General features: G+C 41.5%; 15 protein-coding genes. 4 read left to right on the top strand and 11 right to left on the bottom strand.

The features are described 5' to 3' along the window. Nucleotides 1–7: 7 nt before the first annotated feature. From QYC40_RS13330 to QYC40_RS13310, 5 genes are all read right to left on the bottom strand, one after another. Nucleotides 8–586, bottom strand: coding sequence for a TetR/AcrR family transcriptional regulator (locus QYC40_RS13330; protein ID WP_301990631.1), 579 nt, complete (start codon nt 584–586; stop codon nt 8–10). 436 nt (nt 587–1022) lie between these two features. Beyond that, nucleotides 1023–1448 (bottom strand): cytochrome c, encoded by a 426-nt coding sequence (locus tag QYC40_RS13325; protein ID WP_301990630.1) that lies wholly within the window; start codon nt 1446–1448, stop codon nt 1023–1025. Then, nucleotides 1448–2089, bottom strand: coding sequence for an SCO family protein (locus tag QYC40_RS13320; RefSeq protein WP_301990629.1), 642 nt, complete (start codon nt 2087–2089; stop codon nt 1448–1450). Before QYC40_RS13320 ends, QYC40_RS13325 begins: the two co-directional genes overlap by 1 nt. 6 nt (nt 2090–2095) lie before the next feature. Continuing rightward, the gene (locus QYC40_RS13315) at nt 2096–2524 is read right to left on the bottom strand and encodes a transposase (protein WP_301990628.1); all 429 of its coding nucleotides are present in this window, start codon (nt 2522–2524) and stop codon (nt 2096–2098) included. A 10-nt stretch (nt 2525–2534) separates the two neighbouring features. Then, nucleotides 2535–3035: a hotdog fold domain-containing protein gene (locus tag QYC40_RS13310; RefSeq protein ID WP_301990627.1), complete on the bottom strand. Its 501-nt coding sequence runs from the start codon at nt 3033–3035 to the stop codon at nt 2535–2537. Nucleotides 3036–3146: 111 nt separating this feature from the next. Here QYC40_RS13310 and QYC40_RS13305 point away from each other — a divergent pair, with 111 nt between their 5' ends. Further along, nucleotides 3147–4373, top strand: a complete 1227-nt coding sequence (locus QYC40_RS13305) for an MFS transporter (RefSeq protein WP_301990626.1) — start codon at nt 3147–3149, stop codon at nt 4371–4373. Between the two features lie 200 nt (nt 4374–4573). Here QYC40_RS13305 and QYC40_RS13300 read toward each other — a convergent pair whose 3' ends face one another. Genes QYC40_RS13300 through QYC40_RS13290 form a run of 3 tightly spaced genes read right to left on the bottom strand, consistent with a single transcriptional unit; the run spans nt 4574 to nt 6873 of the window. Then, nucleotides 4574–5203: a uridine kinase gene (locus tag QYC40_RS13300; protein WP_301990625.1), complete on the bottom strand. Its 630-nt coding sequence runs from the start codon at nt 5201–5203 to the stop codon at nt 4574–4576. Nucleotides 5204–5211: 8 nt separating this feature from the next. After that, nucleotides 5212–6114 carry a LysM peptidoglycan-binding domain-containing protein gene (locus QYC40_RS13295; protein ID WP_301990624.1) on the bottom strand — a complete coding sequence of 301 codons (903 nt, stop codon included), beginning with the start codon at nt 6112–6114 and terminating at the stop codon, nt 5212–5214. A 9-nt stretch (nt 6115–6123) separates the two neighbouring features. Next, nucleotides 6124–6873 carry a hypothetical protein gene (locus QYC40_RS13290; protein WP_301990623.1) on the bottom strand — a complete coding sequence of 250 codons (750 nt, stop codon included), beginning with the start codon at nt 6871–6873 and terminating at the stop codon, nt 6124–6126. A 38-nt stretch (nt 6874–6911) separates the two neighbouring features. Here QYC40_RS13290 and QYC40_RS13285 point away from each other — a divergent pair, with 38 nt between their 5' ends. Then, a complete protein-coding gene (locus QYC40_RS13285) occupies nt 6912–8264 on the top strand; it encodes a nodulation protein NfeD (RefSeq protein WP_301990622.1) in 1353 nt (450 codons plus the stop codon). 50 nt (nt 8265–8314) lie between these two features. Here QYC40_RS13285 and QYC40_RS13280 read toward each other — a convergent pair whose 3' ends face one another. From QYC40_RS13280 to QYC40_RS13270, 3 genes are all read right to left on the bottom strand, one after another. Continuing rightward, nucleotides 8315–8509: a hypothetical protein gene (locus QYC40_RS13280; protein ID WP_301990621.1), complete on the bottom strand. Its 195-nt coding sequence runs from the start codon at nt 8507–8509 to the stop codon at nt 8315–8317. 466 nt (nt 8510–8975) lie between these two features. After that, a complete protein-coding gene (locus QYC40_RS13275; protein ID WP_301990620.1) occupies nt 8976–10538 on the bottom strand; it encodes a hypothetical protein in 1563 nt (520 codons plus the stop codon). Between the two features lie 78 nt (nt 10539–10616). Continuing rightward, nucleotides 10617–11768 carry a hypothetical protein gene (locus QYC40_RS13270; RefSeq protein WP_301990619.1) on the bottom strand — a complete coding sequence of 384 codons (1152 nt, stop codon included), beginning with the start codon at nt 11766–11768 and terminating at the stop codon, nt 10617–10619. Between the two features lie 174 nt (nt 11769–11942). Here QYC40_RS13270 and proS point away from each other — a divergent pair, with 174 nt between their 5' ends. Further along, nucleotides 11943–13415, top strand: coding sequence for a proline--tRNA ligase (gene proS / locus QYC40_RS13265; RefSeq protein WP_301990618.1), 1473 nt, complete (start codon nt 11943–11945; stop codon nt 13413–13415). A 3-nt stretch (nt 13416–13418) separates the two neighbouring features. After that, entirely contained in the window at nt 13419–14207 is a 789-nt protein-coding gene (locus tag QYC40_RS13260) for a GDP-L-fucose synthase (protein ID WP_301990617.1), read from the top strand. Nucleotides 14208–14228 lie beyond the last annotated feature (21 nt).

Raw genomic sequence — 14228 nt, 5'->3', positions numbered from 1 at the left:
TTCTAACTTATATTTTAACGCCGTTCCAAATAATTTCTACTAATTGATTCATTTCCTCTTCCAGAATGTCCTCTTTCGATACTAAACAGTTGCGAAAGAGGGAGATAGCGCCTCCCAGATAGATCGAGAGTATTAAACGAACATTTAGATCTTTCAAATGTTTTTCTCGAATTCCTTCGTCGATGAAATGAATTAATTTGTTTCGTTCTGCTTTTTGTCCCAACACATTGTTTCGGACCTCCTCGTAAAAAGGAGAACCATAAAACTGATCTAGAAATCCGAAGATTTCTATGTTCTGCTGGTAAAAGCCAATCCAACGCTTCCAGATTGTTTTAAATCGATATTCGTAGGATTGCTCCTGCGTGAGTCCCGTAAAGACATCGCAATTCAATTTCTCCTTGCAATACCAATACAGTTCAATAATTAAATCTTCCTTTGAAGGGAAGTAATGGTAAATAGAGCCTACAGCCACATTGGCTTCCTTCGCAATCTTGCTCATAGGAGTCCCATGAAATCCATAGTGATGGATTAAGTTAAGCGTACTAAGGATGATTTGCTCTTTTTTTTCTGTCAATTGAATGTTCATTCGGTTGCAAATGTAGGCATTTTTGGTAGGCGCATTTGTCAAATAATCGTTATAAAGTGCTAAAGCGATTGAGCAGTCGTAGGAGTCAATGTTAATAAATTGTTAAATTTCACAAAAAGACTTGACATGTGTATGTTTTACACTTACCTTTGTAGTATCATAATTTAGGTTTATAATTGGTTATTAAAGGTTTTCATTCTCCCCGTTTGAAAACCTTTATCTTTTTATAGAAACCACGTTTTTAAGCCTTTAAAGCAATATTTCTTCTTAATATCGATTAATCACAATTACCACGCCTGATAGCTAGTGCGGGTCTCTGAAAGATTCCAATTATTTTTTGCTATGCGGCAAATTTTGCCTCGACTATATTGCCTTTTAACAAAAAGACCCTTGAATTTCTTCAAAGGTCTAAAATCTTATTGCTATTGGGTAAAATCTATTCACAGGTTGCCAAGTACTTTTCTATTTGTTCTTTGGTAAAATGTGTTTTACTATTTCCAAAATACGTCGTCACGTAAGTCAACACGTATGCGATGTCCGTTGAGTTCATCTGAGGCACACCTGGCATTTCTTGGTTATATTTAACGCCATTAACGGTTATTTCCCCAGTCATACCATTCTTAACGATACAAGCTAGTTTGTCGCGATTAACATTTAGAAACAGCGTGTCCGTTAGAGGAGGATAAAGTTTTCCCAATCCCTCACCGTTTGCTCCATGGCAATTTTGACAATGCGTCGTATAGACTTTTTGCCCATTGGTGGCATATTGCATGGTTTCGACGCTTAATCCCGACTGACAGGAGAATAACGAATATAACCCAAAGACAAGACTCAAGATGAAATAGGTAGATCGTCGGAGCATTACTTATACTCTTTTAATATAACATCTAAGTCTTCTAACAACTTGTTGACCTGTGTTTGATCGGTTCCGTCATAGGCGCCGCGAATTCTTTTGTCAGGGTCAATGATTACTAAATAGCCTTGGTGGTCATAGCCTCCGGGAGCATTCGCGTCCTCTTTCGCATAAACTAGATAGCGATCCGCCATACCATAGATATCCGCCTTTGAACCATTCACAAACTGCCATTGATCGTTATCAACGCCTAGTTTGTTGGCATAGTCCTTTAGGATATAAGGCTGATCGTATTTAAAATCGATGCTGTGCGAAAGGAAAGCGATCTTATCATTCCCTTTATATTTCTCGTAGGCCTTCAACAGATTACGCTGCATCGTCGGGCAGATGCTCGGACAATGTGTGAAAAAGAAATTGGCAACATAGATCTTCCCTTTAAAAAAGTCCTGCGTTAGTTGAACGCTATCCTGATTTAAAAAGCTGAAGTCAGGAATAGTTTGATAAACCGTGTCAACTACCTTTTTACCATCTATTTCTTTCTCCACAGGCGTTCTTTCTCCATAGATTGGCAGTTTCCTGTCCGATGATGAACAAGCGAATATACCGCTTAGAAATACTGCTAGGATGGCTGAACTGAATAGTCTATTCATACTATCTTATTGATTAAATGGAGTTAATGATTTATTGATTTGATTAGCAACACTTTCAAACTGTTTTTGCATTGCCGTAATCTTGTCTAGTTCTTTTTGTTGATAAGCATCATCGGTGCTAGCAGCGTCATAATCCTTCATCCAGGTCATCATGTTATCAGTTGCCGCTTCAATGCTATCCTGCAGATTCGTCAATTCAACGCGCGCAGCTGCAGTATCTAAATCTGCTTTTGCTGATTTGATTTCAGCAAGATTGGCAAGGATGGAATCAATTTTAACCGTCGTTTTATCAAACGTAGAAATTTGAGGCATGATTTCATCATGTATTCTGATGGCTTCAGCGCCTAGCTTTTGGTTTTTGGTTTCATCAGTATTGTTTTGGCAAGATACCATAGCCATGCTGATTCCTAATGTAATAAAAGCTAAATTTTTCATGTGATATAATTTATTGTTGTATAGAATTCGCTTCCTGAGAAGCTTTTTGTTTGTAGTAGGAGTCGAAATCAAAGTCTAGATTTCGAATGTAGATCTCATTATGCGCAACCGCGCAAAGCGTACCGTTCTTGTCGTAGACATGTGTCGCAAAAGTCTTCACGACTTTACCATGCGTTTGTATGGTTTCCAAAGCCTCCTTCAGTACTTCCTCATCCAAACGTATGCTGAACTTCATGCTCGTTCGCCCGGGTTTTCTATATTCAATATGAGCCGTCTTTAACCAGGCAACGGTGCGGAGGATACCCTGATGCTTAAAATACTGATCTAATAGGATGGGATAGAAGGGGTCAATGGCAGAAAAGATCGTTCCTCCGAAAATAGTATTGTTCGAATTGATATTGAAAATACTCTTGAAGATCTTCAGGTCGGCACCCAGGTAATTGTCCAAGATGTTTTTCACCCAAATCCGCTGGAAGAAGAAGGGCGGATAAATTCTTAGCGCCCATTTCATGGTTTTCGGAGATAATCTCATGGCCCAAAAATAACGCTTATTTACAAGAATATATCCCTTTTAATTGTAATAATATCTTTTAAAAACGCGGATCATGCTTATTTTAGTATTATGACTAATCAAGAACCTAACACAAAGAATGTGTGGATATTGGTATTCGTGGCGGCGCTCGGATACTTCGTCGATATCTACGACCTCATTATTTTTTCTATTGTTAGAATTCAATCTTTCACGGATATCGGTGTCCCTGTTGAGGAGATGCGGACTAAAGGAGAGTTTGTGTTGAATATGCAAATGGGAGGGCTGCTTATCGGTGGGATAATTTGGGGCGTTCTAGGCGATAAATATGGACGCATTAAAGTACTCTTTGGTTCGATACTGATGTATTCCGTCGCAAACATTGCAAATGGTTTTGTACAAGATGTCACAACGTATGGCATCATACGGTTTATTGCGGGTATAGGTTTAGCCGGGGAGCTGGGGGCCGGTATTACGCTCGTGAGTGAAACGATGCATCGGAAGAAGCGTGGATATGGAACGATGATTGTCGCTGGTGTAGGTGTTCTAGGGGCTATTTTAGCCTATTATATTTCTGAATGGTACAGCTGGAGAACAGCCTGTTTTGTGGGTGGAGGAATGGGATTGCTGTTGCTTCTGATGCGCGTAGGCGTATTCGAATCAGGGATGTTCAATCAAATAAGCGACAAAAAGGTTGCAAAGGGAAAGATCTCGATGCTATTTACCGATAAAGCGCGCTTTAAACGCTATCTCTACTGCCTATGTATCGGACTGCCGATATGGTTTGTTGTCGGTGTGCTGGTTACTCAAGCGCCAGAGATAGGGCAGGCCTTGCATGCGGAAACGGTATTGAGCGCAGGAAAGGGCGTTATGTTTACCTATTTAGGAATATCGCTTGGCGATTTTCTCGCGGGGCTAATCGCGCAAATATTTAAGTCTAGAAAGAAAGTCGTATTGGTTTACCAGTTGGTTATTCTTTTATTCTCCTGTATCTACCTCACGCGTTACGGTATCACGGAAACTGAGTTCCTATGGCTTGCCTTCTTTATGGGATTGGGAGTTGGTTATTGGGCGACCTTTATCACGATTGCAGCAGAGCAATTCGGCACCAATATAAGAGCGACCGTAACGACGACAGCGCCTAACTTTGTGCGCGGGGCACTGATTCCATCAACAATACTTTATGGCGTTTTTGTCAACTGGGTGGGGATACTCCCGGCAGCAATCATCATGATTGTGCTACTCTCGGGAATAGCAATCTTTGCCCTGAGCCGTCTGAAGGAGAGCTTTGACAAGGATTTAAATTTTATCGAGGAATAATATGCTAGCGATCAGGGCACTTTTTGCAGCGCTTGCCTCGCTTGTATTTCTTACAACACTTTTTAAAAACAATTTCACCATGATCCTGAAACGGATGATGTCCTTTGTTGCTGTCAAAAGGCGTTGAATCAATCACTTGTAGACGTATCATGTTTTCAAACATGCTACAAATATAGGTAATTTAGATTGATTAAAAATAACTAGCAGATTCTTTTACGTAATTCTGATGCGATATCGTTCGTAAAGCTTTGTATAACCGCCGGCTCGTCTGTATTATTTTGAATTACGAGGTCACAAGTTTCGCGAAATGGTAACAAGTACTCGTTGTAAGATGGCACCACGTGGTTAATCCATTTATACATCACGTCGTCATGGTCATATCCACGTTCTAACAAATCTCTTCGAAGACGTCTTCTTAATGCAATGGATTCTTCGGCATCAAGGAAGATCCGATAATCCAATAGCTGATTGACTTCATCGTAATGGAAAATAAATAATCCCTCGACCACCAAAATACGCGCGGGTTTAATTTCCAACATCTTCGGTGTTAATGCTGGATTATTAAAAGTGTATTCTTCTTTATATACCGTTTTCCCATCAAATAGATCTTTGATATCCGAGTAGAATGCATTTCTATCGATGGAAGTGGGTAAATCGAAGTTATATAATCTGTTTTCCTCTTGCGTTTTCGTGTTCGCGGGGATATAATAATCATCCTGAGAAATCAAGGTGATCTCATCAGGGGAAAAATGATCTAAGAAGCTTTTTAAGAAAAAGGTTTTACCCGACCCACTACTTCCTGCTATACCTATTACGTAAGGTTTGTCCATGCTTACTCTTAATTTTCGATTGGAGCGCCGTAGGTAATTTCTATTAAGAAACGTTTGTCGAAAGCACCAATATTGGATGCTGCCGATTTCGAGAGAATAACGATTGCATCGCGGCTATCGGCCGTATCAGAAAATTTTCCTACAACTTTCGCAAAGGTAATATTTTTCGTCAAAGGATTCGTAATCTTTAAGATTGTTCCTACAGGAGCGGTGCGATGTAGCGCTAGATTGCTCTTTCCACTTGATTCTAGATTGTCCATCCAAATACCGATACCCTTTTCTTTTTTCTCGCGAATGCCATAGCGATTTGTCTCGAATTCAATCTCTTGCTGACGGTTTACATCTGGAATAGGTAACTCGATGGGCTCCGAAGGAGCGGGTTCCTGGATAGCAATTTTTCCATCAGGAATTTTTAGCGTTTGTCCTTCGCGCACGATGTCACTAGTCAAGTTATTCATCGATTTGATACTCTCTACATTGGTAGCAAAACGCTTCGCGATGGAATATAAGGTCTCGTTAGGACCAACTTTATACTGTGTTAATACTTGTCCGGATTGTTCCGCTATAACGTTATTGATCACCTCTTTCGTGCTGTCTTTCTTCGCTGCTGCATTCTCAGCAGGAGCTGCTGCGGTAGTCGGGATACGAACAACATCACCTAAACGAAGGTTCTTCTGATTGTTCGCAGACATAATTGTTTTCACCGGTACGCCATATTGTCTGCTCAATTGATAATAGGTATCCTTGGCAGCAATGGTATGTATGATAAATGTCTTTCCGTTGATTGTTTCTGTTTTCTGACTTGTGTTTGTCTGTGCCTGTGCCGTTGCGACCCCCATCAATACAAAACACGAAGAATATATAATAAAAGTCTTTTTCAAAGACTGAAATTTGAATGCTTGTTTTTTCATTTTATGCAATTATACTAAATATGAAATAATATCCCGCTTATTGAATGACATAAAGAATAATTGTTTGTCAATCTGAAAATAAGGTTGCGGAATCAATTTATCCATATTTTCCAATATGACTTGTCGGTCCAGTTTGTGGTTTAAATCACTTAACGTTAAAATGAGATTTAAATTATCTTTATTCTTAACGTGGTAACACCAAATGTAATGCTGACAACACTTACTAAGCCATAAAGGACCCTCAATAGCCTCATTGCTGAGGAATTCGGGCTTGTTTGGGTAGGTGAGAGGATATTGAATTTTATTACTTGCAAAACGGAAGTTGCGATCGCTCGCCGGCGCATATTTTCCAGTCCGTATATCGATCAGGATAGTCTCCCCGGATGAGATGGAGCGATGTCGCGCATGCACCACATCCTCGAATACGTCTAACAGGATAAACTCATAGCTGGAAAATACGACCTGCTCGGTCGCAATCTCAATAATTTGTATGCCTTCTTGGATAGGGCGATGCTCGCCGATTCGTTTCAGGATCAGGAATCCATCCTGAATGGCGTCGAGAGTCCACTCCTTGGCCTCGGCAGTGCAGGGCGCTTTTACAACTTTACCCGTAAAATCGAACACCGAAAACGAAGCAACGGTAGAATCCAAGTCACGCGTTTCCACCGCGACCAAGGACTGTACCGGGTCAATCTCGATTTTCCAGATATTGGCTGGAAAGCTTCGTTCAAAAATTTTATTTATTGTATATTTAGTCATCCGATAAAATATGCTGATCGGTGATAAAATCATTTTCTATGAACAAATTTACAAAATACATTTTAGGTATTATCGTCATTTGTTTGCTGACCATCCTGAATAGCAAGGCACAATCGGTATATTCTGTACAAATAAAGGACGATATCGGTCCTAATGCTTGGAGAACCCTGAAAAACGCAGTTAAAGAAGCAAAAGCCAATAAATCAAATTATTTATTATTGGAGCTAAATACCTACGGAGGAGCCCTAAATTTTGCCGATTCGATGCGGACTGCACTCTTAAATGCAGCTCCCATGAAGACCATTGCATACGTAAATAACAACGCGGCGTCCGCAGGTGCGTTGATCTCTTTGGCGACCGATTACATCTACATGCAAGACGGTTCAAGTTTTGGTGCAGCATCCGTCGTCAACCAAAGCGGAGAACTGCTCCCTGAGAAATATCAGTCTTATATGCGCGGCTTAATGCGCGCCACTGCCGAAGCTAAGGGGCGAGATCCAAAGCTGGCCGAAGCCTTTGTCGACCCAAGTATCTCTATACCGACATTGAAGGAGGATGGTAAACTGCTCACACTGACCACACAAGAAGCCGTGAAGATAGGCCTCGCAAAGAAAGAAGTGAAAAGTCAAGCCAATATATTCTCTGACCTGCAAATCAGCAGTCCCGATGTAATAGCACATCAGACCACTTTAATCGATATGATCATTGGGTTCCTTATTAATCCTTTAGTCAGTGGTATTCTGATCATAGGTATTATTGGCGGTATTTATTTTGAAATGCAGTCTCCGGGTATTGGCTTTGCACTGGTCGTTGCCTTAGTCTGTGCGACCTTATTTTTCGCACCCTTGTATTTGCAGGGCCTTGCAGATCATTGGGAGATTGCGATATTTGTCCTCGGCGTCATACTGATAGCCTTGGAAATATTCGTGATACCAGGGTTTGGTGTCGCCGGCATATCCGGAATTATTCTGATATTATGCGGATTAGCATTCTCAATGGTTGCTAATGATTACTTTGATTTTAAACTTGCTCAACCAGGGCTCTTAATGAACTCATTTATAATTGTAATAGGCGCGATGGTCGGAGCGATCATTCTAGCCGTAATTTTTGGAAAAAATATACTTCAATCTTCAGGATTCAAGAAACTGGTACTGGAGGATGAACAACGCGCTGATGTAGGATATACTTCTTCGGTGCAAAAGATCAATCTGATAAATAAAGAAGGAATTGCTAAGACGGTACTCCGCCCCGGGGGAAAAATAGAGATTGACAATGTATGGTATGATGCCGTTGCATTAGACGGTTTTATCGACGCTGGAGAACAGATTTATGTCGAAAAGCATGAAAACTATAACTTATTTGTCCGGAAACTCTCTGAGCGCAAAGCATAAAACAAAGATGGGTTGAATAACATATTCAACCCATTATTTTTTACAAGACATTAAGATCGCTTCTGTTGCCGTTTCTTTAATTTAGCCCCGAAAAACAGAATAAAAACACCCAAAATAAAGGTGATAAATAGACAGTATAATGCTTTCAAATAGAAAGCATCAGCAGGGTACTTTCTGTCATATAGATACCAAGTCGCTCCGAACAATACAATTGCCCCGATAGCATTAATCAATACTTTTTTCATAACATTGGTCAATTAGTGATAAATAAATAACTAATGATTAAAGTTAATGAATTATAGTTATAATTCATAGATATAAGACATTAGAGATCAGATTTTAGAGCGTGGCGTACTGCGAAGGGCCAACTTAGATGTTGGACATTAGATATCAGATTTTATAGCGTGGCGTACTGCAAAGGTTCAACCTAGATGTTGGACATTAGATATCAGATTTTTGCCCCGCCCCTGGTCATCCTTTTATCCTTCCTTTCTTGGTTCAAGACAAAGTCTAATGTCTTATATCTAATGTCTAACATCTAATAGAGATACTTACTACTACTCAATCCCCTTGTAAACCCAATACAAACCCAATACAAACCCCAATCAAGCCCGCTCGGAAAGGGCTTTGATTGGGGTTTGATATGAATAAAGAAAGCCTGTTCTTTCTTTTAGAACAGGCTCACTTATGTCGATAGTTTAATCTTTGTAATTAGAACTTCGCTCCCAGTGTTAGAACAACGTTTGTTTTGGAGTTTTTCACTTCTGCGGTAGGGGCAGGACTATTCCATAATCCTGCTAGGGAGTAAGGAGAGCTATGATAAGTCTCTTTTTTATATTGGATTGCTGCTAGATCAACATACAAGTTTTGATTGATGATATAGCCTAATCCAACGCTCGTCATGTGGTCTCCGCTGTCTATTCCTTTAATAGGACTGCTGTAGTAGCTAAATCCCGCGCGGCCGCTTAAACGGTCGGTAAATAGCAATTCCCCGCCGACGCGAAAATTCACAGCACTTTTATATTCTTTCTTAATACTCGCGTTGATTTCATTTTCTTCCGTGAAATCTACCACTGCGGCAGATGTCTCACGATATTTGATGCTGCTGTAATCGGCAAATTCCAGATCAGCGGAAACTAAACCGCGTCCGAAAAACTTTGTTAAACCTACTGAAGCTTTTAACGGAGAGATTACGCCATAATCATAAGACGCCAATGAGGGGGTGGAGTTATAAGTGGGCAAGAACGTGTTGCTTGCATTTTCATCCTTATAGTAATTTGCAACGGTTTCGAGGTTTTTCTCCTCATTTACTGTGGTCCAAGTAGGGGAGACGATATTTACACCGATATTCCAATCCCATGTCGGTTTGAAGATCATACCCAAAGCAACATTGACGCCTGTCCCGCGAAGCTTGTTATCTTCATAGTCGGTTAGCTCGTAGTTGATATCCGTGTACTGATGTTTTGGATTTGAAGGATTTAGAAAGCCAGAGTTGGGATTGGCATCCGGTCTGATTTCATCGGCAGTTTTTGTCCATCCACTCTCAAATACACTGTAAGTACGGTCGTATTTGAATGACACTAAACCTAGGCTACCGCCCAGATAGAATTTATTGTTGTAATTTCCACCGAAAGATAAGGTGGTTTTCGCTTTATATCCTTTCGTCAACACGTCAATCTGTTGCGACTTGGGATCCGCTTCTAGCACGATTGGAAAAAATCCGTCTGCCGGATTGCTGAAGCTTTCCACCAGATTAGACTTAGCAAAATCAGAGGAGAAATCAGGGAATTCGAACATCTGATCGCTTAAATATTGAACGATTGTATTGGCATTGTTGACGCCGGAATAGACAATCTGATTAGCAAAGTTATTTGAGCGGTCGTAACTAATACCCATATTGAAATTCTGCCAGCCATAGCCGCCATTGGCAGTAGGCATGTGCAAAACAATACCCACATTTTCCAGTCCAAACTTCCCATGGTTGTGATCCGTATTTGTTCCGAAATAATTCGCTTTATTGTTGTTGTTCAAATAATTGAGCGAAACGGAAATGTCGGATTGACCATAGAATCCAAGTCCGGCAGGGTTGCCGCTAATGGAGCTGATGTCACCTCCTAAAGCGGTGTTGACACCACCCATCGATTTAAAGCGGGCAGATCCTGAACTTACATCTTTTGATACGTCATAAACGTAGTCTAAGGTCGATTGGGCAAATACATTGGAAATTCCTGCACTTAGAGCTAGCAGGCTAAGCGTTAGTAAGGTTTTCTTCATACGATTTCAGAATCTTTCTAAAAGATATAGCCAATATAAAGAGTTCTATATTGGCTATAATAAATATAATTATATTAATTAACGTCTAGATCCACCGGAAGCTCTTGATGAGCCACCGCTTGAGCGACTTCCGCCACCACCACTAGTTCCCATGCTGCTACCACCGGATGATCCTCTGCTGAATCCACCGTTACTAGATGATGGACGGCTTGATGATGACCCTCTGTCGAAGCTTCCGCTAGAACGAGATGGCGTTTCGCGTACAGAACCTTGGTTTCTGCTGCTCGGTGTTCTGCTGCTTGGCGCTCTGTTGATTGTACCTTGAGAACGTGTCGCAGGATTTCTTTCTATAGTTCCTTGAGAACGTGTCGCTGGGTTTCTAGAGATTGTACCTCTGTTACGATCAGATCCAGTTCTGTCGATCGTTCCTTGCGATCTTGATGTATTCGTTCTACCTGATGATGTTCTATCAATAGTAGATCCACGATCCACGCGTCCCGAGTTACGGTCGCTTCCTGTTCTGTTTACCGTATTACGAGTACTTGCTGCACGGCCAGTTACATAACGACCGCTCGCATCTCTAGTTACATATGAACGTCCTGAGTTGGCGCGCTGACGTGCTGCAACGTCATTACGATTGGATGCTACACGGCGGTTGCTGTTGTAATAATTATTGTAGTATCCGCCTCCATAGCCCAAGCCATAGTATGGGTTGCCCCAGTGGCTATAGTAGCTGTTGTAACCCCAGTATCCGCCGTAGTATGGCCAGCCGCCATATCCGTAGCCGTAATATGGACTACCCCAGCCCATGCTCCAGTAAGGACTGCCCCAGCCGAAGCCCATAGACCATCCCCAGCCGGAATTCCAGCCGAAGCCGAATCCGCTATACCCGTACCATGGATCAAACCATGGGTCGTAGTACATCATTCCTGGCGAGTTATAGTAGAATCTGTTAATGCGGTTTGCATATTCCAAATCATTCAATGGCTCGTAGCCACCTTCTGCATAAGCTTCATCAGTATAGTCATCTGCATAGTATTCTGCATCTGTAGTTGTACCTTCTGCTGTCCCATCAGTATAATAATAGTCTGGGCTTTGGTATACTTGTCCCGCATCACGATTATTGTAGACATCGTCCCGGTATACGGTGCGGCTACTTGTAGAACAAGAGCTTATCAACGCTAGTAATCCTAGTGCTGCTCCTCCTAATAATATCTTCTTGTTTTTCATGATGCTAAAACAGTTAAAATTCGATTTTACGTCTTTAATTATTATCTTAGACCCGGCATAACGCCTGGGGTTTAATCTGCCAATCAAATTTACAAATAATTTTTCGTAAAGGTACATCAACCCTTCTCTAGGGCTTGCAAACGCCCTTTTGTTTAGATAAAATAGTATTAAAGAATGAGTAAAGGAATTACGAGCCGTAGCGAAGACTATTCGCAGTGGTACAATGATCTAGTCATTAAGGCAGATCTGGCAGAATACTCTGCTGTAAGGGGATGTATGGTGATAAAACCATACGGATATGGAATTTGGGAAAGAATGCAAGCCATTCTGGACAAAAGATTTAAAGAAACCGGTCACTCGAATGCCTATTTCCCCCTTTTTATTCCCAAATCATTCTTCTCAAAAGAAGCATCCCACGTGGAAGGTTTTGCCACTGAATGTGCTGTAGTAACGCACTATCGTTTAAAGAACGATGGCAATGGTAATATCGTTGTCGATGAAGAGGCGAAGTTGGAGGAGGAACTGATTGTTCGTCCTACATCGGAAACCATCATCTGGAATACCTACCGTGGATGGATCGAGTCTTACCGTGACCTTCCTATATTGGTAAACCAATGGGCAAACGTTGTCCGCTGGGAAATGCGTACGCGTCTTTTCTTAAGAACTGCAGAGTTCCTTTGGCAAGAAGGCCATACTGCGCACGCAACCTCTGAAGAGGCGATTGCAGAAGCGGAACAAATGTTAGATGTATATGCTGAATTTGCGGAGAAGATTCTTGCTGTGCCGGTAGTACGCGGACGTAAGACGGAGAACGAACGTTTCGCAGGTGCGTTGGATACGTATTGTATCGAGGCTTTGATGCAAGATGGTAAAGCTTTGCAAGCAGGAACATCCCACTTCTTAGGTCAGAATTTTGCGAAAGCATTTGATGTGAAGTTCACCTCGAAAGAAGGTAAGTTAGAGCATGTTTGGGCAACATCATGGGGCGTTTCCACACGTTTGATGGGCGCGTTGATTATGGCGCATTCCGATGACCAAGGTCTAGTATTGCCTCCAAGACTGGCGCCAATACAAGTGGTAATCGTTCCTATCTATAAAACAGACGAAGAAAAAGCAAATCTTGATGCTTATGTCGATGGATTGAGCGCAGAGTTGAAGATCTTAGGTATATCGATTAAATATGATGACCGCGATACACAACGTCCTGGCTTTAAGTTTGCAGAATGGGAATTGAAAGGTGTTCCATTGCGCGTTGCGATTGGAGCACGCGATATGCAAAACGGTACGGTAGAATTGGCGAGACGCGATACACAGACCAAAGAAACAGTAGAACAAGCAGGCCTTGCTAATAGAATTCATGCCTTATTAGACGAGATCCAAGATAATATCTATCAGAAAGCGTTAAACTTCAGAGATTCACACATCACCGAAGTTAACTCATACGATGAATTTAAAACTTTATTAGAAGAAAAAGGTGGATTCTTGAGCTGTCACTGGGACGGTACAGTGGAAACTGAGAAACGCGTGAAAGAAGAAACGAAAGCAACAATCCGTTGTATTCCTTTGGATGCGAAGGAAGAGGAAGGAGTTTGTATTTTTACAGGCAAGCCTTCTAAACAACGTGTATTGTTTGCAAAAGCATACTAAAATATGAAGCACCTATTGATATTAGGTTGTGGCTGGGTAGCCGAGGAGCTTGCAAAGCTATACCAAAGCAAGGGGTGGCAAGTTTGGGCGACAACGACCCAGGAAGAAAAATACCATCGCCTTAAAAGCGATGGTATTTTTGCTTATGTCCACAACTTCGACCATGAGAAGGAACTGGATCTTCCGCTGGAAGTGCGATTCGATGCTGTGGTGACTTCAGTTCCCGCAACAGCGAAGAATAGTTTGGAAGATTTGGGATTTCGTTTCTATCAGGTCTTTCGAGCACTGAGTGCAATAGCTTACGATAAGCACTATTTCTTAAGCTCAGTAGGCGTCTATCCGGATATCGACGGAACTTTCGATGAAACCTATAGTGAAGAAGATAAGCTGATGCCGAAATTAAGATTCGCTGAAAAACGGATGCAAAGTCTGCCCGATACCAGCGTGTTCAGACTTGGGGGGCTTTTTGGAAAGCAACGGATTTTTGCCAAATACTTCCAGGATAAAATCGTTACTACAGGCGATCAGCCTGCCAACTTTATACATTTAGACGATGTATTGGGTCTTGTCGAAGGGGCAATCGATAGGCAAATCCCTAATGGTATCTATAATTTGGTATGTCCTGAGCACCCTTTGAAGAAGGAGGTGATCATGAAATCCGCTGAGAAATATATCTTATCCTATCCGGCAGGGTTTGAACCGAAGGACAGTTTTCAGAAAATTGTCATCGGTGAAAAGCTTCCGCTATTGCTCAATTACACTTTTAAATACCCCTCTCCGCTAGATTTTTGATAACTTAGCGAGTACAAAACA

The sequence above is a fragment of the Sphingobacterium sp. BN32 genome (genome assembly GCF_030503615.1).
In the GTDB taxonomy this organism is placed as follows: Bacteria; Bacteroidota; Bacteroidia; order Sphingobacteriales; family Sphingobacteriaceae; genus Sphingobacterium.
Note: the sequence above shows the minus strand (reverse complement) of the source record. Positions and strands in the feature narration are given on the sequence as shown.

What these genes read in the sequence shown, in the direction of transcription:
- QYC40_RS13330 (WP_301990631.1), bottom strand. Translation starts at nt 586, where the DNA reads ATGAACATTCAATTGACAGAAAAAAAAGAGCAAATCATCCTTAGTACG.
- QYC40_RS13325 (WP_301990630.1), bottom strand. Translation starts at nt 1,448, where the DNA reads ATGCTCCGACGATCTACCTATTTCATCTTGAGTCTTGTCTTTGGGTTA.
- QYC40_RS13320 (WP_301990629.1), bottom strand. Translation starts at nt 2,089, where the DNA reads ATGAATAGACTATTCAGTTCAGCCATCCTAGCAGTATTTCTAAGCGGT.
- QYC40_RS13315 (WP_301990628.1), bottom strand. Translation starts at nt 2,524, where the DNA reads ATGAAAAATTTAGCTTTTATTACATTAGGAATCAGCATGGCTATGGTA.
- QYC40_RS13310 (WP_301990627.1), bottom strand. Translation starts at nt 3,035, where the DNA reads ATGAAATGGGCGCTAAGAATTTATCCGCCCTTCTTCTTCCAGCGGATT.
- QYC40_RS13305 (WP_301990626.1), top strand. Translation starts at nt 3,147, where the DNA reads ATGACTAATCAAGAACCTAACACAAAGAATGTGTGGATATTGGTATTC.
- QYC40_RS13300 (WP_301990625.1), bottom strand. Translation starts at nt 5,203, where the DNA reads ATGGACAAACCTTACGTAATAGGTATAGCAGGAAGTAGTGGGTCGGGT.
- QYC40_RS13295 (WP_301990624.1), bottom strand. Translation starts at nt 6,114, where the DNA reads ATGAAAAAACAAGCATTCAAATTTCAGTCTTTGAAAAAGACTTTTATT.
- QYC40_RS13290 (WP_301990623.1), bottom strand. Translation starts at nt 6,873, where the DNA reads ATGACTAAATATACAATAAATAAAATTTTTGAACGAAGCTTTCCAGCC.
- QYC40_RS13285 (WP_301990622.1), top strand. Translation starts at nt 6,912, where the DNA reads ATGAACAAATTTACAAAATACATTTTAGGTATTATCGTCATTTGTTTG.
- QYC40_RS13280 (WP_301990621.1), bottom strand. Translation starts at nt 8,509, where the DNA reads ATGAAAAAAGTATTGATTAATGCTATCGGGGCAATTGTATTGTTCGGA.
- QYC40_RS13275 (WP_301990620.1), bottom strand. Translation starts at nt 10,538, where the DNA reads ATGAAGAAAACCTTACTAACGCTTAGCCTGCTAGCTCTAAGTGCAGGA.
- QYC40_RS13270 (WP_301990619.1), bottom strand. Translation starts at nt 11,768, where the DNA reads ATGAAAAACAAGAAGATATTATTAGGAGGAGCAGCACTAGGATTACTA.
- proS (WP_301990618.1), top strand. Translation starts at nt 11,943, where the DNA reads ATGAGTAAAGGAATTACGAGCCGTAGCGAAGACTATTCGCAGTGGTAC.
- QYC40_RS13260 (WP_301990617.1), top strand. Translation starts at nt 13,419, where the DNA reads ATGAAGCACCTATTGATATTAGGTTGTGGCTGGGTAGCCGAGGAGCTT.